At 39.3% G+C, this 19,807-nt stretch carries 27 protein-coding genes and 1 pseudogene; 11 read left to right on the top strand and 17 right to left on the bottom strand.

All coding sequences use genetic code 11. The annotated features are described in order from the left end of the window. Positions 1-58: 58 nt before the first annotated feature. The 7 genes from ANA7108_RS0103080 to ANA7108_RS0103055 all read right to left on the bottom strand — a co-directional run bounded on the left by ANA7108_RS0103080 (position 59) and on the right by ANA7108_RS0103055 (position 6,291). Positions 59-367, bottom strand: a complete 309-nt coding sequence (locus ANA7108_RS0103080) for a hypothetical protein (protein WP_016949297.1) — start codon at positions 365-367, stop codon at positions 59-61. Between the two features lie 4 nt (positions 368-371). Further along, a complete protein-coding gene (locus tag ANA7108_RS0103075) occupies positions 372-1,343 on the bottom strand; it encodes a sodium-dependent bicarbonate transport family permease (protein WP_016949296.1) in 972 nt (323 codons plus the stop codon). Between the two features lie 960 nt (positions 1,344-2,303). Further along, positions 2,304-3,233 carry an alpha/beta fold hydrolase gene (locus ANA7108_RS0103070; RefSeq protein WP_016949295.1) on the bottom strand — a complete coding sequence of 310 codons (930 nt, stop codon included), beginning with the start codon at positions 3,231-3,233 and terminating at the stop codon, positions 2,304-2,306. 20 nt (positions 3,234-3,253) lie between these two features. Beyond that, a complete protein-coding gene (locus ANA7108_RS0103065; protein WP_016949294.1) occupies positions 3,254-4,078 on the bottom strand; it encodes an SDR family oxidoreductase in 825 nt (274 codons plus the stop codon). A gap of 103 nt (positions 4,079-4,181) precedes the next feature. Continuing rightward, a complete protein-coding gene (locus tag ANA7108_RS31150) occupies positions 4,182-4,304 on the bottom strand; it encodes a hypothetical protein (RefSeq protein ID WP_255344862.1) in 123 nt (40 codons plus the stop codon). 203 nt (positions 4,305-4,507) lie between these two features. Next, the gene (locus tag ANA7108_RS0103060; protein WP_016949293.1) at positions 4,508-5,155 is read right to left on the bottom strand and encodes a pentapeptide repeat-containing protein; all 648 of its coding nucleotides are present in this window, start codon (positions 5,153-5,155) and stop codon (positions 4,508-4,510) included. 644 nt (positions 5,156-5,799) lie between these two features. Next, positions 5,800-6,291, bottom strand: a complete 492-nt coding sequence (locus ANA7108_RS0103055; protein ID WP_016949292.1) for a hypothetical protein — start codon at positions 6,289-6,291, stop codon at positions 5,800-5,802. Positions 6,292-6,609: 318 nt separating this feature from the next. Here ANA7108_RS0103055 and ANA7108_RS0103050 point away from each other — a divergent pair, with 318 nt between their 5' ends. Both ANA7108_RS0103050 and psaI read left to right on the top strand, forming a co-directional pair. Further along, positions 6,610-8,982: a hypothetical protein gene (locus ANA7108_RS0103050; protein WP_016949291.1), complete on the top strand. Its 2,373-nt coding sequence runs from the start codon at positions 6,610-6,612 to the stop codon at positions 8,980-8,982. A gap of 96 nt (positions 8,983-9,078) precedes the next feature. Then, positions 9,079-9,219: a photosystem I reaction center subunit VIII gene (gene psaI / locus ANA7108_RS28490; protein WP_084776859.1), complete on the top strand. Its 141-nt coding sequence runs from the start codon at positions 9,079-9,081 to the stop codon at positions 9,217-9,219. A 233-nt stretch (positions 9,220-9,452) separates the two neighbouring features. On the opposite strand, the gene ANA7108_RS28485 is transcribed toward psaI, so the two are convergent. The 6 genes from ANA7108_RS28485 to ANA7108_RS0103025 form a co-directional block, all read right to left on the bottom strand. After that, positions 9,453-9,572, bottom strand: a complete 120-nt coding sequence (locus tag ANA7108_RS28485; RefSeq protein ID WP_016949290.1) for a photosystem II reaction center protein J — start codon at positions 9,570-9,572, stop codon at positions 9,453-9,455. Positions 9,573-9,626: 54 nt separating this feature from the next. Beyond that, positions 9,627-9,746 carry a photosystem II reaction center protein L gene (locus tag ANA7108_RS28480; protein WP_084776858.1) on the bottom strand — a complete coding sequence of 40 codons (120 nt, stop codon included), beginning with the start codon at positions 9,744-9,746 and terminating at the stop codon, positions 9,627-9,629. Positions 9,747-9,755: 9 nt separating this feature from the next. Continuing rightward, on the bottom strand, positions 9,756-9,893 hold the full coding sequence (gene psbF, locus ANA7108_RS0103040) for a cytochrome b559 subunit beta (RefSeq protein WP_015115279.1): 138 nt from the start codon (positions 9,891-9,893) through the stop codon (positions 9,756-9,758). 9 nt (positions 9,894-9,902) lie between these two features. Further along, the gene (psbE, locus tag ANA7108_RS0103035) at positions 9,903-10,151 is read right to left on the bottom strand and encodes a cytochrome b559 subunit alpha (protein ID WP_016949289.1); all 249 of its coding nucleotides are present in this window, start codon (positions 10,149-10,151) and stop codon (positions 9,903-9,905) included. 119 nt (positions 10,152-10,270) lie between these two features. After that, on the bottom strand, positions 10,271-11,293 hold the full coding sequence (locus tag ANA7108_RS0103030) for a photosynthesis system II assembly factor Ycf48 (RefSeq protein WP_016949288.1): 1,023 nt from the start codon (positions 11,291-11,293) through the stop codon (positions 10,271-10,273). A 54-nt stretch (positions 11,294-11,347) separates the two neighbouring features. Then, complete coding sequence (locus ANA7108_RS0103025) at positions 11,348-11,701, bottom strand: rubredoxin (protein ID WP_016949287.1); 354 nt, start codon at positions 11,699-11,701, stop codon at positions 11,348-11,350. 85 nt (positions 11,702-11,786) lie between these two features. On the opposite strand from ANA7108_RS0103025, the gene ANA7108_RS0103020 reads away from it, so the two are divergent. The 3 genes and pseudogenes from ANA7108_RS0103020 to ANA7108_RS26715 form a co-directional block, all read left to right on the top strand. Continuing rightward, positions 11,787-12,254 (top strand): HIT family protein, encoded by a 468-nt coding sequence (locus tag ANA7108_RS0103020; protein WP_016949286.1) that lies wholly within the window; start codon positions 11,787-11,789, stop codon positions 12,252-12,254. A 59-nt stretch (positions 12,255-12,313) separates the two neighbouring features. Further along, positions 12,314-12,541: a type II toxin-antitoxin system Phd/YefM family antitoxin gene (locus tag ANA7108_RS0103015; protein WP_016949285.1), complete on the top strand. Its 228-nt coding sequence runs from the start codon at positions 12,314-12,316 to the stop codon at positions 12,539-12,541. 196 nt (positions 12,542-12,737) lie between these two features. After that, positions 12,738-13,049 (top strand): annotated as a pseudogene (locus tag ANA7108_RS26715) (type II toxin-antitoxin system VapC family toxin); the annotation flags it as partial. A 13-nt stretch (positions 13,050-13,062) separates the two neighbouring features. Here ANA7108_RS26715 and ANA7108_RS0103005 read toward each other — a convergent pair. Beyond that, complete coding sequence (locus tag ANA7108_RS0103005; protein WP_016949283.1) at positions 13,063-13,953, bottom strand: methylated-DNA--[protein]-cysteine S-methyltransferase; 891 nt, start codon at positions 13,951-13,953, stop codon at positions 13,063-13,065. Positions 13,954-14,179: 226 nt separating this feature from the next. Here ANA7108_RS0103005 and ndhC point away from each other — a divergent pair, with 226 nt between their 5' ends. From ndhC to ANA7108_RS0102975, 6 genes are all read left to right on the top strand, one after another. Further along, positions 14,180-14,542: a photosynthetic/respiratory NAD(P)H-quinone oxidoreductase subunit C gene (gene ndhC / locus ANA7108_RS0103000; protein WP_015214106.1), complete on the top strand. Its 363-nt coding sequence runs from the start codon at positions 14,180-14,182 to the stop codon at positions 14,540-14,542. Continuing rightward, positions 14,533-15,267: a photosynthetic/respiratory NAD(P)H-quinone oxidoreductase subunit K gene (gene ndhK / locus ANA7108_RS0102995; RefSeq protein WP_016949281.1), complete on the top strand. Its 735-nt coding sequence runs from the start codon at positions 14,533-14,535 to the stop codon at positions 15,265-15,267. The genes ndhC and ndhK overlap by 10 nt, the downstream gene beginning before the upstream one ends. Continuing rightward, the gene (locus tag ANA7108_RS0102990; protein ID WP_016949280.1) at positions 15,260-15,787 is read left to right on the top strand and encodes an NAD(P)H-quinone oxidoreductase subunit J; all 528 of its coding nucleotides are present in this window, start codon (positions 15,260-15,262) and stop codon (positions 15,785-15,787) included. The genes ndhK and ANA7108_RS0102990 overlap by 8 nt, the downstream gene beginning before the upstream one ends. 175 nt (positions 15,788-15,962) lie before the next feature. Continuing rightward, positions 15,963-16,307, top strand: coding sequence for a DUF6883 domain-containing protein (locus ANA7108_RS0102985; RefSeq protein WP_016949279.1), 345 nt, complete (start codon positions 15,963-15,965; stop codon positions 16,305-16,307). Continuing rightward, on the top strand, positions 16,294-16,554 hold the full coding sequence (locus ANA7108_RS0102980; protein WP_016949278.1) for a DUF4926 domain-containing protein: 261 nt from the start codon (positions 16,294-16,296) through the stop codon (positions 16,552-16,554). Before ANA7108_RS0102985 ends, ANA7108_RS0102980 begins: the two co-directional genes overlap by 14 nt. A 217-nt stretch (positions 16,555-16,771) precedes the next feature. Continuing rightward, complete coding sequence (locus tag ANA7108_RS0102975; protein ID WP_016949277.1) at positions 16,772-17,416, top strand: hypothetical protein; 645 nt, start codon at positions 16,772-16,774, stop codon at positions 17,414-17,416. Between the two features lie 71 nt (positions 17,417-17,487). Here ANA7108_RS0102975 and ANA7108_RS0102970 read toward each other — a convergent pair whose 3' ends face one another. From ANA7108_RS0102970 to ANA7108_RS26710, 3 genes are all read right to left on the bottom strand, one after another. Next, positions 17,488-17,727 carry a hypothetical protein gene (locus ANA7108_RS0102970; RefSeq protein WP_016949276.1) on the bottom strand — a complete coding sequence of 80 codons (240 nt, stop codon included), beginning with the start codon at positions 17,725-17,727 and terminating at the stop codon, positions 17,488-17,490. Positions 17,728-17,907: 180 nt separating this feature from the next. Then, positions 17,908-18,462, bottom strand: coding sequence for a phosphate-starvation-inducible PsiE family protein (locus ANA7108_RS0102965; RefSeq protein WP_016949275.1), 555 nt, complete (start codon positions 18,460-18,462; stop codon positions 17,908-17,910). A 240-nt stretch (positions 18,463-18,702) separates the two neighbouring features. Beyond that, the gene (locus ANA7108_RS26710) at positions 18,703-19,773 is read right to left on the bottom strand and encodes a lipopolysaccharide assembly protein LapB (protein WP_016949274.1); all 1,071 of its coding nucleotides are present in this window, start codon (positions 19,771-19,773) and stop codon (positions 18,703-18,705) included. Positions 19,774-19,807: the final 34 nt, after the last annotated feature.

Raw genomic sequence — 19,807 nt, 5'->3', positions numbered from 1 at the left:
ATTCAGATATCGGAGTTATTAGAGAACTGAATAATTTGATGATGAATTTTATATTGAACTAACCAACACACTTGGTTGTTTTCAATTCCATTGCATCAGAAATAAAACAACTCCCACCAAACTTATTTAAAATTTTGAGAATCTGCATCTCCACCAGCGGCAATTTTTCAGGAGCAAAGAAAGCAATAATATAAATGTTATCTAGCAATGTCATTGCTAAATCATCACTATCTGTTCCCCCCCTACCTTTACCAGCAACATTCTTAATAACAGTATGTTCAGGGACACCAGCCTTGTCTAAAGCTTCTAAAATCTTGCCGACTTCGACGTAATTAGCAAAAATTTCTAGCCGTTTAACCAACTGCATAATTTCAACTCCAAAATATATTAATTGCGTATAAATAAAAGGGTATGCCAATGATGATGTTAAAAGGAAATGTCACAGCTAAAGCAGTAGAAACGTATAAACTAGGATTAGCTTCAGGAACTGTTAATCGCATAGCTGCTGGAACTGCAATGTAAGAAGCACTAGCGCACAACACGGAAAATAACAGAGCATCTCCTTGGGGCATACCGATTAGTTTAGCAATAATTAAACCAACTCCAGCATTGACTATGGGTATTAGTATGGCAAATAAGATTAAGAAAACGCCGGTTTTTTGTAAATCTTTGATTCTTTTTGCCGCCAGAAGTCCCATATCTAACAAGAAGAAAGTGAGGACTCCGTAAAACATATCCTGTGTAAACGGTTTTAAAGTCGTCCAACCATGTTCACCTGTAAGTAAACCCATAATCAGGCTACCAACTAGGAGAAATACGGAACTATTTAGGAATGCTTCTTGTAATACTTCCGACCAATTAAACTCTCTATCACTTTCATCAGCAGTAAATAATTTTACTAAGATCAAACCAACAACAATCGCTGGAGATTCCATCAAAGCCAGGGCTGCTACCATATAGCCATCAAAGCTAATACCCAGTTGAGTGAGAAAAGAACTAGCCGTGATAAAGGTGACAGCACTAATTGAACCATAAGTAGCAGCGATCGCCGCAGCGTTGTAAGAGTCCAGTTTGACCTTGAGAATAAAAAAAGTATAAATCGGAACCACACAAGCCATTAAAACCGCCGCCAGCATGGTGAAAATCACCTCCTGACTGATACCACTTTTTACCAGTTCCACACCACCCTTAAACCCAATAGCAAATAGCAGATAAAGGGAAAACAGCTTGGGAATAGGTGCAGGAATTTCCAAATCTGACTTCAGGAAAACCGCCAACATCCCCATAAAAAAAGCCAATACAGGTGGATTCAAGATGTTGGACACAATCAAGCTGACATCCATTTCCACCACTCCTATAATTTTGTGATTAAGATTCCTTCATCAGTTTGACACGAGAGTGGCAATCAGAACATTTGATTGCCATCAGATTTGACTGATGATACTTCGCACAGAGTAGCAAAAGATACTTGTTTAAGTAAATGAGATGATGAAAGGTAGGTCAATTTGGTTCTAAGTAGGTAAACAGAAAAATTTAAAGGTATGTGAAGAAAAGTAAATAGGGCTGAAACCCTCTTTCCCCCTGCTAGAAAGCCCCCTGCTCCCTGCCTTACCCCAACGACAATTTTTAACGGACACCTGACTTGAAAATAAGACCCCACCCCTAACCCCTCCCCGCTGTTTCGTGGAGGGGAATAAGAAGTTTTTTTTCATGTGTTCTGGTGTACACAGTTCATGATGGCTACTTATGCGTAGCGCAATAAATAAAAGAACGTAACTAATTAAAAGTTTGTAGTCAGGGCTACAACCCTATTTTGAAGTCTAAAGCCCTGATTAGGAGTCAATTTCAATACCAATAGTTATACCAGATTAATATCAGGACTTACGCAACTGGCACATTGGTAGGGTGTGGTTCGGCAAGCTCACCAACCACGTCAGATATCAACAATCTGTTTATTTGCTGGATTTATGCAGTCTGACGCACCCTAAAACAGATTTTTAGTGTAACACTTGCGTAAGTCCTAAATATGAAGCTGCATAGAACAATTGTAGCAAGATCCCGTTCACGTAGCGTCTCCGACAGGAGAAGAGAAGGATACGCAGATGCACGCAGATAAACGTGGATAAAGACAGATAAATCAATGAATTTGAGAATTATGTGCAACCTCACAGAAAATTGGTATTACTTAAATTGAGATAGGTTGTTTTTTTCTGGCTTAATTACACAAAAATCAAATATGATTCCTGTATATTTTGGATTATTTGATGTGGATAAACTTAAGCATTCAAGCTACAAGATATGAGCTAAGAAAGTTCATTAACAAATGGGGATATAGCCGCTACAAATTCAGATGTTGATTCATAGGGTAAAACATTTCTTCCCTTAATTTTTATCCCCTGTCCTTGAGGTAAACAAGCTAGATAATCCGCTAAACGTTCATCTGGCGTTTCTGCTTTTCCTTCCTTACTAATAGCTGATGCTATATCTCCCAAAACTACTAAGGTTGGTTGTACAATAGCCGCAATATCACCACTATAATCCCGTTGCCAAAATCTCGCTAAAAAGGAAAATACAGCATAACGTCCACCCATATTTTGAGCATCTGCTGATAGAGTATTTAGCCATTCCTCATCCACAGTATCAGCAGATGCAAACAGTTTTTCAGTTGAGAAAGAAGCTAAAAATTTACGAGTACGTGCATAGCGGAAAAAAGCATTACCTATAGGTGAATCAAAGATACTCCATAGTAGTTTTTGTTGCCATTTAGGTGCATTTTTAGTAGTCACACTCCAAGCAGTTGGACCAGAAAATATAATTCCGGCAATTAAATTTGGTTCCAGTTTAACTAATTCAATTGCTACTGGAGATAAAGCACCCTGTGCTATTAAAATCACAGGTTTTTTGACTACTGTTTGTAAAAAATGTTGTAACTGTTTTGCCCAATCAATTGGTGTATAAGCTTTGCGTGGCATATCACTTTCACCACATCCCAATAAATCAAGATTGTAAATAGAGTTGTGGTGATTTGTCTGATACCATTCACGGATAAATCTCTGCCAAAATTTCCTTGATAATCCTACCCCAATGGGATGAATTAATAGCACCGGAATACCTACTGGAGTTGAATTTATCGGTTGATGAACTTCATAAGCACAATGATGAGTCTGCCAAGAATAAAATTCAGAACTAGGCGGTATTGCAGAAGATGTATTAGCTACGGTTGATGGCTGCATGATTCTAAATTTAATATTCGCTAAAAAATTATCTGGGGATGAATTAAATTGTAACCTGCATCTTTTAGCTTTTGATTTGATACCCAGGTATTATATTGACGGGTACTTTTACTCGCTGCATCCCACATAACATTAGGTAGATTATGTTTTGTTAATACATGATCAATTAATTCTCGACTGGTAAGATGTGCATCATCAACAAGATTATATATACCTTGTAAGCGGTGATTGCGAGCAAATTCGATAGCACCAACAATATCATCGAGATGAATCCAATTTGTGATATCTTCGCCATTACCAGGACGAGTTGTCCCTGCGATTTGTGCAAATATTTTTTTTAATTCTCTACCGGGTCCATAAATTCCCCCCAAACGTAAAATACAAACGCGAATGTTTTCATTCTCGGCTGACAGTAAAACATCCTCAGTTTTACGAAGAATCTGAGCATTAAGGTTAGCTGGTGCTGGTGGAGTTTCTTCATCTACCCAGACACCATTTCTATCACCGTAAATTGAATAACTTCCTGTATATATCAATTGGCGAATATTAGGACAATCTCTTAATACTGAAACTAATGTTTTAGCAGTTTGCAGATAAGTTTCTTCATAGGAAATTGCACTTTTCGCTCCCACAGTTAATAGAACAACATCTTGATTTTTTAATGCTGCTTTTAGACTTTCTGTATCATTCCCTTGGGTAATGATAACTTTTTGAGATACGGCTTGTAATCCGGGGACACGCTCAGGATTAGTTGTGGTTGTAGTAATCCCAAAATTATTATTTCGTTGCCAATATTGAGCAACTGCATAACCAACATAACCACAACCAATTATTACAATATTCATGACAATTTAACACCAATTAATTAAAAAGTGTTTTTCCTAAGTCAATAATCAATAATATAAGACTTTTTAAGTCGTCACTAATGACCAAGGACTCTTTTGCTAGTTATCTTTCAATTATGGCAATTAATTCGGGTGAATCTACCTTGACACTACTCTTAAAGATGTTGAGTTGCTGATCTTCTCCATTAATTATTTTGACTAAAATGTTATATATGATACTATTCATGGGCAATCTGATTTATAAGGAATATTACTAAGTTTCCCATATTGCAAGTAATGTTAACCAGGTTTTTCAGGTTTTTCTACACGATGGAAATCTTATTTGATTTTTTTTAAGAAAATTAACTACCTCCCTGTTTGTCTTACCAATGATTGGGGCAGGATTTTTACAACTGTTAAGATTTCTTTACCTGAAAGGCTTGGTTAGTGTCAACTATGAATTACCCCATCAGGCATAATAGCTCCAGCTAAGTTAGCACCAATCAGTTTCACCAATAGCCTTTCACCTGAACGAATTCTAGCACCACGCAAATCTGCACCACGCAAGTCTGCACCACTGAGATCCGCACCAATCAGATTAGCCGAGCGTAAATTGGCTTCTCTTAAGTCTGCTAATAGTAGGTTAGCTCTAAACAAATTTGCTTCCGATAAGTCCGCTCCTCTAAGATTAACTTTGTGCATAAAAGTATCACTGAGATTAGAACCGCTCAAATTGGCATAACTTAGGTTTCTACCAGATAAGTCTTTGTTACTCAAGTTGGCTCGACTAAAATCTTTTCCACTCAAGTCTGGGTTTTGATTTGGTGGTTGATAATTTGTAGTTGGTGGTTTTTTTTGCGGAGTTGTTCTATGAGTATGTGCAGTTTCAGGCTTATCTTTTGAAGAACGCAATTGGTCACGAGCTTCATTAAAGGCTTTGAGCTTGTCTTGAGCTTTTTTTTGTAAGCGGTGGTTGTCTTTAGGAAGGCGATCAGGATGCCAAACAAACACTAAATCTTTATAAGCCTGGTTTACTTCTTCTAGTGTTGCTCCAGGCTCTAATTCTAAGACTCTGTAATACCGCTCCAGTTCGCTCATACAATGTGTTGGTGGACAATCAGAATAATCATTAAATTAATTATGAGTGATGCCGTCATTTGACAGTATAAATATTGATTGAGGCTCTCCCTAGATTCATACAGGGGATTTCAGATTCTGTATCGATTATCGATTTAGCCTTTTACCCAGCCCCAGATAGTGAAGTGGCTTTTTGACATGACCAGATTCTCCTGTAACGAGTGCGTCTTTAAAAATTACTAAAGATCACTGTTCAAGTCTCTTTCTCTCTAATTCCCAATTTCCGATTTTTTCCATTCAATAATTTTTTGTGAGTTATCTCTAAAATACTACTACACTTTGTTGCGCTAAAGTTCCCACAGGATAAACAAATACAAGTAAAAATGTGTAAATAAACATATCTATGTAAACAAAGTGAAAACTCTCCTCTTTCCTGTCTAGTCATAACGATAAATATTTACACTGACTTACTGAGAAGATGTTTTCAAAGTATTGGGCAAATCTAATATTGCTACAGACCTATAATATCAGTTTAATACCCTTACATAAGGATAGCAGCAAAGGCGTAGATATGCCCGTAGCTTATGTTACTATGCTGACAGCAAGTCAGATTGTGGCTTTAAGTCCCCTTCCTGAAAAGGATACAATTTTGTGTTATTTAATATTCACCTTGTTAATTCATTTCTCCAGCGATTTATAGCTCGAAAATACGCCATAATTGGGATTTGATAAATTTCAATTAAAATCCAAACTATTATTGCTAAATGTAATAAAAAAGTGAGTACTGTCCAGATAGATGGTATCCAGCTAAGAGGATCATGAGGTGCTGGTGGAAAATGATAAGCGCCGATGGCAATTAATGTAGTAGGAAAAAATATAAAACCAATTGCGGCCAAGACATAACCCCAACCCAATTCTACACCTTCTAACTGGGCTTCTGTCCATTTAAAACCATTCCACCGCCAAACTAAAGGTGGTTCTCTAGAAGGCATTTTAATTTGTTGTAGTTCTAAATTTACGGTAAAAATTTCTTGGCAAAAGTCACAAGACATAGCCTCCATTAATGACATATGATAAATTTTACCAATGCGACAAACAGGACAGGGGTAATCTCCTTGAAAATTTAAAGATGTGGAAAAATTTTGGGAACTAGGCATAATTAAATTAGAGTTGTCATCAACTTAAACTGGTTAATAATAAATCAAATAAAAATTATAAATTGTCAGATTTTTCACTATTTAGATTGATATCTTGATCAATATCTGATACCTAATACCAATACTATAGCAATCCGATTTGATTTGCAGTAGGGAACAGGGAACAGGTAAGATTTTTTAGAACTGAGTCGGATTCAGACACAGTGTAGATGTATTGAGCCAAGATAAGTGATGCAATTACGTATTCCTGAGTTAAACTGGCAAGCAAGTTAATGCAAAATATTAATCGGTGGCTATTCGGCTTGGGCATTACTCACAATGGAACACTGGCAATTTCTGATACAGAAACAGGGCGATCGCACTTGGCAAACCCTGGAATCGCCAACTCTAAAAATTTTGGCAGGTAAGTATAGAGTTTTGGCTCGTTCTCATCTTAGCAATACAGATGTAGAAGTGCGGGTAACTCACTCGTCAATCCAGGAAGTTCTCCCCAAACGGAGAATTTTTAAGCGTTTGCGTCGCACAAATGCAGATGGATTAATGGCTGTCATTCCCTTTATTGATCTCAAACCCGGAATTTGGGAGTTACGATGTTCTGGTGACTTGATGACGCATATGCTAGGTGAATCCTGGCAATATACGCTGACGATTAAAGTCTTACCCCAAGAACTTAGTGGCCAACCAACCCCCGGTATTGTTGATCAGTTTGACAAGCAATTAGATGCCGAAGAGGAATCTGGGATTACTCCACATGAGAATTTAGATATTCAGGATGTTTTCACGGAAACTGAAGAAGATATAATTATTAACCAGCCTGTTAGCCCAGTTTGGGTTAAAGGCGAGACAGCGGAACAGATTTTACAAAGCTTAATAGATTTGGCTTTACCTACCTCGGAATCCTTAGATGAAAAACAACTATTTGAGGATTTTAGACCAATATCACCACACCCGCTATTGAAACTATCTTTAGAACGGGATACTTACATTACTTGTTGGGGAAAGCCCATAACAGTAAATGGAGAAGTGGAATTGGCAGAAATGGGGAATCTGGAAGATGAAATATTATCTACTATAAGCCTCGATCAGCTGCAACTAGTCATTGAACTGCGATCGCCCCTAGAGTCACAAATTTTAACTCAAGTCAAGCAGCCTCTCACAGCTAAAACCTTGCCTTTGAGATTTAGTACTGTAATTGATATTCCCACTGAGTCCGAATCAAAGTTGATTTTGGCAGATATTAATTTATATGGCGCAGTTACAAATGGTGGTGAAGTCATACTCTTAGCCAGCAATGCTTTGACAATTACAGCAGATGTCACAGAATTACTGACAGTTAGCAGCAAAAAATCAATTACACCAGACTTATCAACTGACAGCAATGTGCCACCTACCCAAGTAGATGCCACAAAGCAGGAACCACTTGTCAGTATCAGTTTAGAACTGTTTAATTTGGGCAAAAAGCCAAAACTAGCCCAGTTTCATATCTTAAAACCATCCCGCAACAAATCTTTACCACCGCGAATTAAACCTATAGTTTTTTTGGATAGGCTTTCACCGCAACTCCCCAAGCTGCCTGGAAGTCAAAAAGATGCCATTGCTACTGATGCTGTAGTGGCAGAATCACTGACATTAACAGGAACTGTGAAAATAGCTCGGCAGATAGCTCCAATTGATCTGGAAAAGTTGGTGATTAAACAGACAAAAACTACTTTACCCTACTTAAAACGGTTAAAAGTAGTCCCAGTTAGAGAAGAAGAAGTCAAAATTAACCCTCTGGATGCCTTAGGATCTCAGATTCCAGATGAATCTCAACTCCTAGGAGATGCTAACAATATCAATGAAGCGATCGCATTTGCAGATGTACCTAATCTCGAATTAACAGAAAATCCTGTTACTCAAGTTCCGACTCTGGAGGGTGAAGAATCCATCACCACAAATACCCCAGATTTATCTCCCCTAATTAAAAAGTGGATGCAGAATCAAGGATTATTGTTACCAGCAGGTATCGAGTTAGTAGATGAAGATAATCATACTCATGAGTCAAATCAGGAGCAGCCTTTAACTCTGAATGGAGAAAATTCGGCAGTTGAGGAGCTAGATATAGATAATTTTGCAGAAAATCCTTCTTTAGATGCTGGTGAATCACAACTAGAAGCAGGACAAATACTACTTCCTAGCACGCTCCAAACCAATACTACTTTGTTATCCCAAGAAATCGTTCTCGATGATCTCGATGATATTTATAGACCACTGACAAATAAAAACAACAATCAGTCTCCTGAACAACAAGAACAACCACTAGTAGATATATTTAGTCCTGTACTGGCATTTTTACCAACACCCCAACTCTTTCTGCCCAATGGTGAATTGCTGGCTGGAAAGTCGGTGAAAGTGCGTTTAGAACTGTCTGAGATATGGTCAGGGGTGGCGGTGAAGTTATGGGTTGAAGATTACCAAACTCGTGGGTTGCTAGACGGGCCGCATCTACTCAAAGACTTGCGACCTACCTCCTGGGGAAATTGGGAAGCAGTAACTCACTTAGTTGTACCTTTAGGCTGTGTGGAAATCCGTGTGGAAGCGATCGCTCTCGATTTGACTACACAACAGGAAAGTCGCAAAGTTACAGTAGTCAAAACTGTGATTCCTCCTGATTTACCGAGTCTGGAACCAGATGAACTGCTGGGTATGTAAAGGTCTGTGTTAAAAATCTTGAGAATTTGCAAAAATAGGCAGAATTTTACAGTAAGCTCGTTTTGAATTGTAGTGTGACTTAAAAGGACTTTTACTATGTCAGGTTCACTTCTGCCCTCTATTTTGGCCTATTCTTCATTTTTACCTTCCATTTTCGTACCTCTGACTGGTCTAGTTTTACCAGCAGTCATTTTCGCATTTCTATTTTCATACATTGAAAGCGAAGATATCGCCTAATTAGGGACTCATGATTGGGGAGACAGGGAGATGGGGAGACGCGGAGACGCGGAGATGGGAAGACGCGGAGACGCGGGGATGGGGAGACACGGAGAGTATTTCTTCTTTTTTCTTCCTGCTTTCTTTTTTCTTCTTCCTGCACCCTGTCTCAACTTTTAGTTAAAAAACCGCCGTTCTCATTGAGATAGGCGGTTTTTGATGTTTTTTAAACAAAAATTCGGATCAGCTTATCATTACAACGAAGAACCGATTCCAGCGTAGGCTCCATAAAAGAAAATACCTACAACAGTAATTACACCTAAGCCTGCGACCGTAGCGACGACCCACAGGGGAATTCTTCCACTTCCAGACATGGTTTTCTCCTCTCTTAAGAACAAATCAACAGAAATTAGCAATGACGGTTCCAGTTAGTTAAAGAAGTAACTGGAGAACAGAATCCCTAGCACAAAAACCAAGAGTAGTCCTAGGTACAGAGAGGTACGGTTTAATTCAACTGGTTGTTGATTAGGATTTGGTGATCTTTCCATAAATTACTCCTAGCGTTGAATAAACTGCATTGCGGCGATCGCGCCCAAAAAGAAGACAGTTGGTACACCTAAAGTGTGAACTGCAAGCCATCTAACCGTAAAAATTGGATAGGTAACTGGTTGATTGATGTTATTGCCGCTAGTCATGATTTCAAATTACTTTCCGATAAATGTTTCTACTTGCTTTTTAGCTTCAAAACGGTTTTTCACAATTGGCACTTCTTGACGCACCTGTGTGAAATACTCATTAGGACGGGGTGTGCCAAACACATCATAAGCCAGTCCGGTGCTGACAAATAGCCAGCCAGCCACAAATAAAGCTGGAATGGTGATGCTGTGAATTACCCAGTAACGAATGCTGGTAATAATGTCCGAAAACGGACGCTCTCCAGTGGTACCTGCCATTTAAATCACTACCTTCACGAAAACTACTATTGAGTTTATTATCCTACAAAGTTTAGAAACAGTTACAACTTGCAACGTTCTTCTCAGAAAAGAGTATCATCACTTAACCCTGGATGTAACTAAGCAGCCTCTGGTTGGTCAGCTGGTTCTGCACTGGGGTTATATTTGAGTAAAATACCGCGATCGCCAATGATAAAACCTTGGTCTGGCTTAAAAAATACAATTTTGTAAAAATTAGCGGCCACTCCTTCCACTTCCCGGTCTTTTTCCCAAGTTTTGCCGCCGTCGGTACTGCGTAACAGATTACCACTACCGCCACCAATCCAGATTTCATCGGGTGTGCGATAGGCCAAATCTAGTAAACCCCAGCTGGTGGCCAATTCTGGATATTCTACGTCTAGCCATTCATCTGGTTTAGTCAAGTCGCTAAATTGAACTTGACCACCTCTTGCTAACAACCATAACTGGCCATTATCAGCAAAGCCCATATTTTCTACTCGTCGAGAACTGAGACGGTTATGGGGTTCCCAAGCTGCTTGTCCTGGTTCCCAGACTGAGTAAAAACTACCTTTGGCAGAAACAGCGATATACTTACCATCAGGCGATCGCTCTAGGTTACGCACCACACCAACAGCAGCTTCGACTTGTGCTTTCCAGTTTTTACCACCATCTGTAGTTTGATAGATAGCACCCACATCAGTAGCCATTTCGGCTGTATTTTCAGCCAAGGCGGTGATCGCAATTGGGCTACCTGGTAACTTTTCGGTTAAGGGAATACGTGACCAAGATTTACCTTCATCAGTAGTATGTAGCAGCAACGAAGGCTCTCCAGCAATCCAGCCTTCATTACCAGTAAAACTAACTGAGTTAAAGCGATACCTTTCATCATCTAGTTCCAGTTTGAGAGGCTGCCAAGTATTTCCACCATCTTTGGTTTCTAATAAGGTAGCATTACTACCAACTAAATAACCATGTTGGGGATTGCCAGTAAAGCCAATATCAAATAGTTTCGACTCTGTTGGCACATTAATAACTTGCCAGGGATTGTAGCTGATAGAGGGAACTTTGCTACAACCTATACAAGCTATAACTACTATTAACGCGGCAAAAATTCCTTGCCACTTTTTTACAATTGAGTGCATCAGTATTTCTTAGTCTTTTCTAAATTTGTGTAAGGTATTTGTGAAAACCGGTTCTTATTGTAAGCCGTAAAGACTGATAAAGAACAAGAAACCAAGGGCTAAAGCACCGAAGATCAAAATGTTCTTTTGGGTTGGTGTCAGCGTATTAACACCTAAGCCGTAACCTAAATTTTCTTTGAAACCAGATGCTGTACCCGCAGGACCAATGTTGGCAAAAGCTACCTTGTTAGCAGTACAAACTGGACAACGCCAACTGGCAGGTAGTTCTGCAAACAGTGTCCCAGCGGTAATATCACTTTTGTCGTCTCCTTTCTCCGGTTCATAAACGTAACCGCAAGAGCGACATTCATACCTATCTAAAACTGGAGTTTCAATAGCTTGTTCAGCTTGTTCAGCTTGTTCGCTCATGGCTAAAGCCTCCCAGAGGGCAAATCTTAAAGATACGTTACAAATTATGACATATTTGTTAGGCTTTTCTATTTAGTAATTTTATATGTCCACTCTCATTCATGATCGAGTTGAGGCCGCACGACAGGGAACTAATCCCACCGTAATTTGCCGTGTTGGATCAGGTTGGGTAGTACTTGGAGATGTGCAGTTTTTGCGGGGTTACTCTCTCTTGCTACCCGATCCTGTGGTTCCAGACCTAAATGCTTTAACAATGGATCAGCGTCTAAACTTCTTGCAAGACATGACATTATTGGGAGATGCACTGCTGGAAGTCACTGGTGCTACTCGCATCAATTACGAGATTTTAGGTAACAGTGAGGCAGCACTACACGCCCATGTTTTTCCAAGATATCCGATCGAGCCAGAGGATAAGCGACGAAAGCCAGTATGGTTTTATGATTGGAAAAATGCCACACCATTCAATTTAGAACGGGATAAGCCATTAATGTATGAAATAGCTGAGTCCATTAAACGTCATCAAAAACTTTGTAATAGCAACAATGCTCCTTGAACAATGACCTCACAAAGAAGCTATATTCAAGACATCGGTTTTTTGGCTGGAAACCATCAATGCACCAGATTAACTTGAAAGAAGCTGAGACTCAACTGGCAAAGCTAATTGAAGAAGTGGCAGGTGGAGAAGAAGTTATCATCACTCGGAACGATGGATCATCTTTCAAAATTGTGCCAATTACAGCAGTAAGGGCAAGTCCTAAATTTGGCAGTGCTAAGGGGTTAGTAAGAATGACAGATGATTTTGATGAGCCATTAGAGGACTTTGAGGAATACACTCCATGAAGCTTCTACTCGATACCCATACGTTTCTGTGGTTTATCGAAGGTATTCTCAATCTTACTCCCTAATCACTGGAAGAATATGGATTAAATGAACCGCAAAGACGCGTTCACGAAGTGTCCCGTAGGGATAGAGCGCGAAGGAAGAAGGAAGAAGATATGTAGTTTTACATTGTGAAGGGAGTAGTAACGCGGCCAGGAATTTGATCGAAAACCAAGAAAACCAGAGATTTTTGAGCATTGCGAGTCTCTGGGAGATGTCTATCAAGGTTAGTATCGGCAAGCTAGAACTTGGCATGGCGCTCACTGAGTTAGTTAAGCGGGAAGTGTATGGAAATGCTATTGAGTTACTTGAAATACAACCAGAACATTTAGATGAGTTAGCAAAGCTGCCTTTTCACCATAAAGATCCATTTGACAGGCTCATAATCGCCCAAAGTTTAGCAGAAAGTATACCTGTGATCACGAAAGACGGTGCATTTAAAACCTACCAAACAAATATACTGTGGTAGGTGATGCAAAGGCTTAACTTAGCTGATTTCGACTAGCTTCCCATCCCAGGAGAACCGTCTTACGTTCTAATCCCCACCTATAACCACCCATCTCACCCGATTCTCGAATCACGCGATGACAGGGAATTAAGTAGGCAACTGGATTACTTCCAATTGCGTTACCTACGGCTCTAGCAGCGGTTGGACGACCCATTGATGCTGCTAAACCCTTATAGGTGGTAATTCCTCCCCAGGGAACTCTCAGCAGCGATCGCCAAACTTGAATCTGGAAGTTAGTCCCTTTAACGTCAAGGACTAAGGGAGGACTATTGTCTGCAACTGGTTGGAAGATGCGAGTGATAGTTTCTCTTGTCACTTGCTGATCATGAATGATTTCTGCATTTTTCCATTCTGTACGCAGGTTATTTTCAGCAATTTCTTCATCTTTTGCATTCAGGAAATGAAGATTGCAGATGCCACGTGCTGTTGTGGCAATGAGACAATCACCAAAAGGGGTTTCATGAATACCATACCAAATCTTCAACCCAGCACCCCCAGACTTAAATTCACCGGGTGACATGGCTTCTAGCTTCACAAACAAGTCGTGTAAACGTCCTGGACTCGATAACCCGACATCCATAGTCAGAGATAAAAGGCTCTTAGTCTCAGTGATTTTTGATTTTGCATATTCAACCGTGAGATATTGCCAGAAACGTTTGGGACTGATTCCTGCCCATTTCGTAAATAAGCGCTGAAAGTGATATTCACTCAGTTGTACGTGTTGAGCTACGGTTTGCAAGTCAGGCTGGTGTAGATGATTTTTCTGCATAAATGCGATTCCTACGGAGCGCTTCGCTATCGCTTTAGCAATGCATTTATAGGCTTCTCTATTGTAACTATTAGTAGTTTCTATCGAGGAATTCATACTGTTAATTTATTCACCCATTCCTCAATTTATGAATAGCAGTGGTTCAATGCCACCCATTTCTTGCTATTTCTAGAAACTGCATGAGCATTTTTAAATTAATTTACAATCAAATCAACACCCTACCCTCAGTGTGTCTAATTCCACGATTTCAGAAAGCCTGGAAAGATATAATGTAAAGGAAAATTCTCCATTTCAATTACACCATCAGCGGTAGATATCCATTGTGTTTGTCCTCAGCGGTTACGAATACCTTCTAGGCTTCTTCCTTCTCTGTAGCCTAGTACCAGCCCTGGCGCTCTCAGCGTCCAAGCTCCTCAGACCTAGTAGCTTCAGCCCAGAACGGCGCACCACTTATGAATCCGGCATGGAACCCATTGGCGGAGCCTGGATTCAATTCAACATTCGCTACTATATGTTCGCACTGGTTTTTGTCGTTTTTGACGTAGAAACTGTATTTTTGTACCCTTGGGCGGTTGCTTTCCACCGTTTGGGTTTATTGGCGTTTATTGAAGCGCTAGTTTTTATTGCGATTCTCGTAATCGCCTTAGTTTACGCATGGCGTAAAGGAGCTTTGGAATGGTCTTGAATTCTAATATAACCACCCAGGATAAAGAGCGTATCATCAACCCTGTTGATCGCCCTACTGTCACTCAAGAACTCTCAGAAAACGTCATCTTAACCACCGTTGATGACCTCTACAACTGGGCGCGGCTTTCTAGTTTGTGGCCTTTGCTATTTGGTACAGCTTGCTGCTTCATTGAATTTGCCGCTTTAATCGGCTCTCGATTCGACTTTGACCGTTTTGGACTAATTCCCCGTTCTAGCCCCCGTCAAGCTGATTTAATTATCACTGCGGGAACAATTACCATGAAGATGGCTCCTCAATTGGTGCGTCTTTATGAACAAATGCCCGAACCCAAGTATGTAATTGCTATGGGTGCTTGTACAATTACTGGGGGAATGTTCAGTGTTGACTCTCCTAGTGCAGTGCGCGGAGTTGATAAGCTGATTCCGGTCGATGTATATTTACCCGGTTGTCCTCCCCGTCCTGAAGCGATTATTGACGCAATTATTAAGTTGCGGAAGAAAATTGCCAATGATTCCATGCAAGAACGGGGTCAAATTAAACAAACTCACCGCTATTACAGTACGACTCATAACTTGAAACCAGTACCAATGATTTTAACTGGTAAGTATATGCAGTCAGATACCCGCTTTACTCCACCGAAGGAATTAACGGAAGCTATGGGTATGCCCATACCACCAGCGCTACTGACAGCAAAGACAAAGGAGGAAGAAAAGCGTGGCTGAAGAAGAATCTAAATTGGTTCCCGCAGCAGAAGAGTCTATAGTTCCTGCTGGTCAAGTTTCTCAGTGGTTGACGGAAAATGGCTTTGACCATGAATCTTTAGCCCCAGACGTGAACGGGGTGGAGATTATTAAGGTAGCAGCAGATTTCTTACTTCCTACTGCTACAGCTTTGTACGCCTACGGGTTTAATTATCTCCAGTTTCAAGGAGGTATTGACTTGGGTCCAGGACAAGAATTGGTGAGTGTTTATCACTTGGTTAAAGTCAGTGATAATGCTGATAAGCCGGCAGAAGTCCGAGTCAAGGTGTTCTTACCTAGAGAAAATCCCTCTGTGCCTTCAGTTTACTGGATTTGGAAGACTGCGGACTGGCAAGAGCGTGAGTCTTACGATATGTATGGCATTATCTATGAAGGTCATCCCAATTTGAAGCGGATTTTGATGCCGGAAGATTGGGTGGGTTGGCCTTTACGTAAGGATTACATTTCGCCTGATTTCTATGAGTTGCAAGATGCTTATTAGGTAGTGCTGAGTTGCAGCTATGATTTACCCCTTTCCGGTGGCGGAGAGGGGTATTGTTTTTTAACGCAGAGGAAACGCGGAGGTAAGCGCAGAGGTTCGCGGAGGAGATGTGATTTATTGATATAATCTTAAATAAGTAGTTATTGTATTAGGTGCATCTACCCAAATTCAAAAGATGAAATTACCCAATGGCGAAAAGTCAGAGATAGCTATGGAAAAGCTAACTGACTACTGCCTAAACCTAGAACATCCTAGTGGAAAACATAAAGCTAGGGTTTTTGCATCAGTTTTAGGAATTAAAGTTGAAGATGCTAATATTTTGCGTGAACTTGTACAAACAGCCGCAATATCAGGTGAAGTTGTCCAGCAAAACACAACACCATTTGGTGAACAGTTTAAGGTAGATTGGATAGTACCTGATACAGATGGAATTAGACTGCGGACAATCTGGGAAATTACTGCTAAAAATCCTAATCCACGCTTGATTACTGCGTTTCTTAAATTAGATGAAAAAACTTAAACTTTTAGATACTATCGCCACTCTCAAGCCTATTCCAGTTGAGCGATTAACCTTGGTGGAAGAAGATTATACTTCTATTTCAAGTTTACCAAATGGGCAAGTCGGAACAATTGTAGAAGTTTATGAGGAAGGAGAAGAATGTTATTATTTAGTAGAATTTGCTGACTCTCAAGGGTGTGAATATGCAATGGCTACGTTAAGAGCAGATGAAATTTTAGTTTTGCATTATGATTTGGCAATTGTCTAAGAGATTTTAAACCTTTTTCGGTGGTCGGAGGTGTATCTTTTTAAAGATAGAAGCAGGGGAAAAAGGCACGATTTCTATATATTGCTTAGTTATCGCTCGTGACCAACATAGAATTTAATTCAGGTGGTTTCCTACATCCTTGTCAAGCAAATTAAATATTTTTAGGTTAATTAAATGAATGCTTATCAAGAATTAAACTTAAAATCAAAAGAAATGAGTGATACCGAATTTATTAATTAATGTTATTAAAGATTTCACTCAACAGGTTAAGGATTGGACTTATCTCCAAAAAGAATCTGAAGAACATATAAAAGAAACGAGTAAGCCCTCCTGTATTCTATCTTTAGATAATGGCTACCACCAACCAAAATTTCTTATAACTAAAAGAAATATTGTGACTAAAAAAACTCGAAAAAATGACCAATTATATTATTCCATAGTAAATATTTTTAATTCGCAGCATGGCTATATATCAATGCTAGAATATAACGCTTTACTAAGGCGATTTTATCAAGATTTTAATAAATTTATTAATTCTGGTGTTCAGAATATTTCTATTGAAATATCAAAAGAAGATATTGGACTAAATGAAATCATTTCATCTCCAAAAACAAGAGAGCGATTTGAAAGATACCTGAGTTCTCATCCACAAAGCTATCATCGTAATGATATTGAAAGGCTTGATTTATTTATTTGTGCAGCTTCGGGTTTTTGTAAAAGAAAGAAGATAAATACTGAATTAATTCAGCAATATCTTGTTGAAGATTTAAACTGGTCTAAAGAAAACGCAATGTGGTGTCGTAATAGAATTGACGTTGGATTAGAAATTCTGGAAGTAAATAAAAAATTCGATGATTTGTAAATTTATAAGACCTATTCAAAAATGCTAATGGTGCGTTACGCTGTTGCTAACGCACCCTACGGATTTAAAGTTTACATCCTTCCTTGTGCCATCACTTGTTGCAGATGATGACGAATTTCTTGTGCTTCTTCAATTTCTGATTGACGTAATTTTTGGAACAATTCTACACAAGGCTGAGAATTAACTTCTTGTGCATCTTGAATGTAACGTTCGTAAGCTTGTACTGCTGCGGCTTTGTTGTGCAGTACGGTAATGAAGTCGTACTCTAAATTACTAATGGGTTGTTGCGATTGCCCGTTACCAGTAGTCATAAATTTACCCTTTTGAAAGTTTCTAATTAATTTATACTCACTCTCAAAGAGTCATTCATCTACCAAAAAGCTGAGGGAAAAGTATCAAGGCTGCATTAGCAGCCTCAAGTATTTGGTATTCCCACTTGCTACTTTTATGGCTTGGTTTATCTAGCCAGAGAATGATGTCTTTTGGCTTATTTATGCAGGAGGTTGGTTTTCATCACAGGTACGTGAATATCTAAATTCTAGTTCATTTTCCTCTTCTCTCCTTCCTGAATGCAAAATTGGACAAGATTTTGTGTTAGCACTCATACAATCCATGTGAGGTGTTTTGGCACAGACTAATAATAATCCACCCAAAATAAGTAATAAGCCACAAATTGCTGCTGTTTGTATTCCCGAAATATCTAGCGCACCATGAACTACTACTTCTCTCAAAACGGAAACAATTGCTACTTCGACTGCTACACCAACAGCAATACTATGCTCTTGTAAGTAAACCATAAGTAGTCGAAATAACTCAACTAGAATTAATACAAATAACATTTTAGCTGTTACTTGTTTGTAGTCTAGTGAATGAGTGAGAGCAATAAATATTCCCCACAATTGTACTAACATGACTGCAAATAAGGCTAAACAGAGGAAAATGACAATTAAGTCTTGGAAGGCCTCCATGTTGCGAACGATTGCATGACGATCTAACCAACGGTCAAAAAATAAAAATCGGCTCTTGAAGCGTTTCTGCGTATACATTTTCATTACTATTGGGATTCAGACCACACCAGCCAGTTAACCCAATTATCTTATTGTTACGTAATATTAAAGGTTCGCGCCTCAGCGTGGTTTGTTATTTATAGGACTTACGCAAGTGTCACACTAAAAATCTGTTGTAGGGTGCGTCAGATATCAACAATCTGGTTATTTGCAGGATTTATGCCGTCTGATGCACCCTACCAATGTGCCAGTTGCGTAAGTCCTGATTTAATTGGTTATTTAATTGTTATTTAAGTTTTGTGCTTGTATTAACAATTGTTCAGCATTTATTGCCCATTGGGAATTCTTCTGAGTTTTATATAAATCTCTGGCATATTTTAATACTTTTATTGCTTCTGAATATTGTTTTTTTTGTATAAATACTAGTCCTGCACCATAATAAGCATCAGCATAATTGGAATTTACTTCGGCTGATTTTCTAAATGCTGTTAATGCTTCGTTAAATTTGCCCTGATTAAACCAAATTGAGCCAAGATTATAATAAGCTTCTGCATATCTAGGATTTATGGTGATTGCTTTGGTAAAGGCTTCTTTTGCAAGTTCAATTTTATTTTGTTGCAAATAAGACATCCCTAAATGATAAGCGGGTTCTGGGGAATTCGGACTATAGATAATGGCTTGCTGAAAAGATGCGATCGCACTCTGCCAATCTTTTTGTATTTCTCTGACCAGTCCTAAGTTATAATGGGCAAAACCCAGTTGCGGATCTAGTTGAAGCGCTCGTTCTAAATAATCAACCGCTAACTGTAAATTATTCCCTTCTAACAACGCACCTCCTAAATTAGCAAAAGCTGGTGCAAATTGAGGATCTGCTTGCGTCGCTTGATAAAATGCATCTGCTGCTGGTTGTAACTGTCCCGCTTGTCGCAATGCTAAACCCAAATTATAATGCGCTGGTGCTAATGTCGAATCAAGTTGAATTGCTTGGCGAAAAGCGCTAATTGCATCTTGCATATTTCCCCCCTTAATCGCCTGTAATCCTTTATTTAACCAATCTAACGCTGTTTGACGGGTAGTTTGAGCTAAAAAAGACCTAACCCCCCAACCAGGGAAAGGTGAGTTAAAGCCTCTCTCCACCTCTCCAAACCTCTCCTGAAAGGAGAGGCTCAGTTTTTGTCCCCCCTGTAGGGGAGACTTTAGGGGGGTGAAGAGAGGTTTGGAGAGAGGTTTGATATTCAATTGAGTTGAGTTAACTGGGGAAGAGGTTGAAATTACTGGACTAATATTTACATTTAGTACCAGCACAGTAACAATTCCAATTAGAGGATATTTTTTTAATGGTAATGTCATAAATTTACTAGTAAGAAAATATTGTGCAATACCT

The organism is Anabaena sp. PCC 7108, assembly GCF_000332135.1.
Taxonomy (GTDB): Bacteria; Cyanobacteriota; Cyanobacteriia; order Cyanobacteriales; family Nostocaceae; genus Anabaena.
The sequence above is the reverse complement of the archived record's forward strand: the minus strand, read 5'-3'. Positions and strand labels throughout refer to the sequence as shown.

Bases quoted from the DNA above. Each gene is read 5' to 3' on its own strand.
- ANA7108_RS0103080 (WP_016949297.1), bottom strand. From the start codon at position 367: ATGCAGTTGGTTAAACGGCTAGAAATTTTTGCTAATTACGTCGAAGTC.
- ANA7108_RS0103075 (WP_016949296.1), bottom strand. From the start codon at position 1,343: ATGGATGTCAGCTTGATTGTGTCCAACATCTTGAATCCACCTGTATTG.
- ANA7108_RS0103070 (WP_016949295.1), bottom strand. From the start codon at position 3,233: ATGCAGCCATCAACCGTAGCTAATACATCTTCTGCAATACCGCCTAGT.
- ANA7108_RS0103065 (WP_016949294.1), bottom strand. From the start codon at position 4,078: ATGAATATTGTAATAATTGGTTGTGGTTATGTTGGTTATGCAGTTGCT.
- ANA7108_RS31150 (WP_255344862.1), bottom strand. From the start codon at position 4,304: ATGAATAGTATCATATATAACATTTTAGTCAAAATAATTAATGGAGAA.
- ANA7108_RS0103060 (WP_016949293.1), bottom strand. From the start codon at position 5,155: ATGAGCGAACTGGAGCGGTATTACAGAGTCTTAGAATTAGAGCCTGGA.
- ANA7108_RS0103055 (WP_016949292.1), bottom strand. From the start codon at position 6,291: ATGCCTAGTTCCCAAAATTTTTCCACATCTTTAAATTTTCAAGGAGAT.
- ANA7108_RS0103050 (WP_016949291.1), top strand. From the start codon at position 6,610: ATGGAACACTGGCAATTTCTGATACAGAAACAGGGCGATCGCACTTGG.
- psaI (WP_084776859.1), top strand. From the start codon at position 9,079: ATGTCAGGTTCACTTCTGCCCTCTATTTTGGCCTATTCTTCATTTTTA.
- ANA7108_RS28485 (WP_016949290.1), bottom strand. From the start codon at position 9,572: ATGTCTGGAAGTGGAAGAATTCCCCTGTGGGTCGTCGCTACGGTCGCA.
- ANA7108_RS28480 (WP_084776858.1), bottom strand. From the start codon at position 9,746: ATGGAAAGATCACCAAATCCTAATCAACAACCAGTTGAATTAAACCGT.
- psbF (WP_015115279.1), bottom strand. From the start codon at position 9,893: ATGACTAGCGGCAATAACATCAATCAACCAGTTACCTATCCAATTTTT.
- psbE (WP_016949289.1), bottom strand. From the start codon at position 10,151: ATGGCAGGTACCACTGGAGAGCGTCCGTTTTCGGACATTATTACCAGC.
- ANA7108_RS0103030 (WP_016949288.1), bottom strand. From the start codon at position 11,293: ATGCACTCAATTGTAAAAAAGTGGCAAGGAATTTTTGCCGCGTTAATA.
- ANA7108_RS0103025 (WP_016949287.1), bottom strand. From the start codon at position 11,701: ATGAGCGAACAAGCTGAACAAGCTGAACAAGCTATTGAAACTCCAGTT.
- ANA7108_RS0103020 (WP_016949286.1), top strand. From the start codon at position 11,787: ATGTCCACTCTCATTCATGATCGAGTTGAGGCCGCACGACAGGGAACT.
- ANA7108_RS0103015 (WP_016949285.1), top strand. From the start codon at position 12,314: ATGCACCAGATTAACTTGAAAGAAGCTGAGACTCAACTGGCAAAGCTA.
- ANA7108_RS0103005 (WP_016949283.1), bottom strand. From the start codon at position 13,953: ATGAATTCCTCGATAGAAACTACTAATAGTTACAATAGAGAAGCCTAT.
- ndhK (WP_016949281.1), top strand. From the start codon at position 14,533: ATGGTCTTGAATTCTAATATAACCACCCAGGATAAAGAGCGTATCATC.
- ANA7108_RS0102985 (WP_016949279.1), top strand. From the start codon at position 15,963: ATGAAATTACCCAATGGCGAAAAGTCAGAGATAGCTATGGAAAAGCTA.
- ANA7108_RS0102980 (WP_016949278.1), top strand. From the start codon at position 16,294: ATGAAAAAACTTAAACTTTTAGATACTATCGCCACTCTCAAGCCTATT.
- ANA7108_RS0102970 (WP_016949276.1), bottom strand. From the start codon at position 17,727: ATGACTACTGGTAACGGGCAATCGCAACAACCCATTAGTAATTTAGAG.
- ANA7108_RS0102965 (WP_016949275.1), bottom strand. From the start codon at position 18,462: ATGTATACGCAGAAACGCTTCAAGAGCCGATTTTTATTTTTTGACCGT.
- ANA7108_RS26710 (WP_016949274.1), bottom strand. From the start codon at position 19,773: ATGACATTACCATTAAAAAAATATCCTCTAATTGGAATTGTTACTGTG.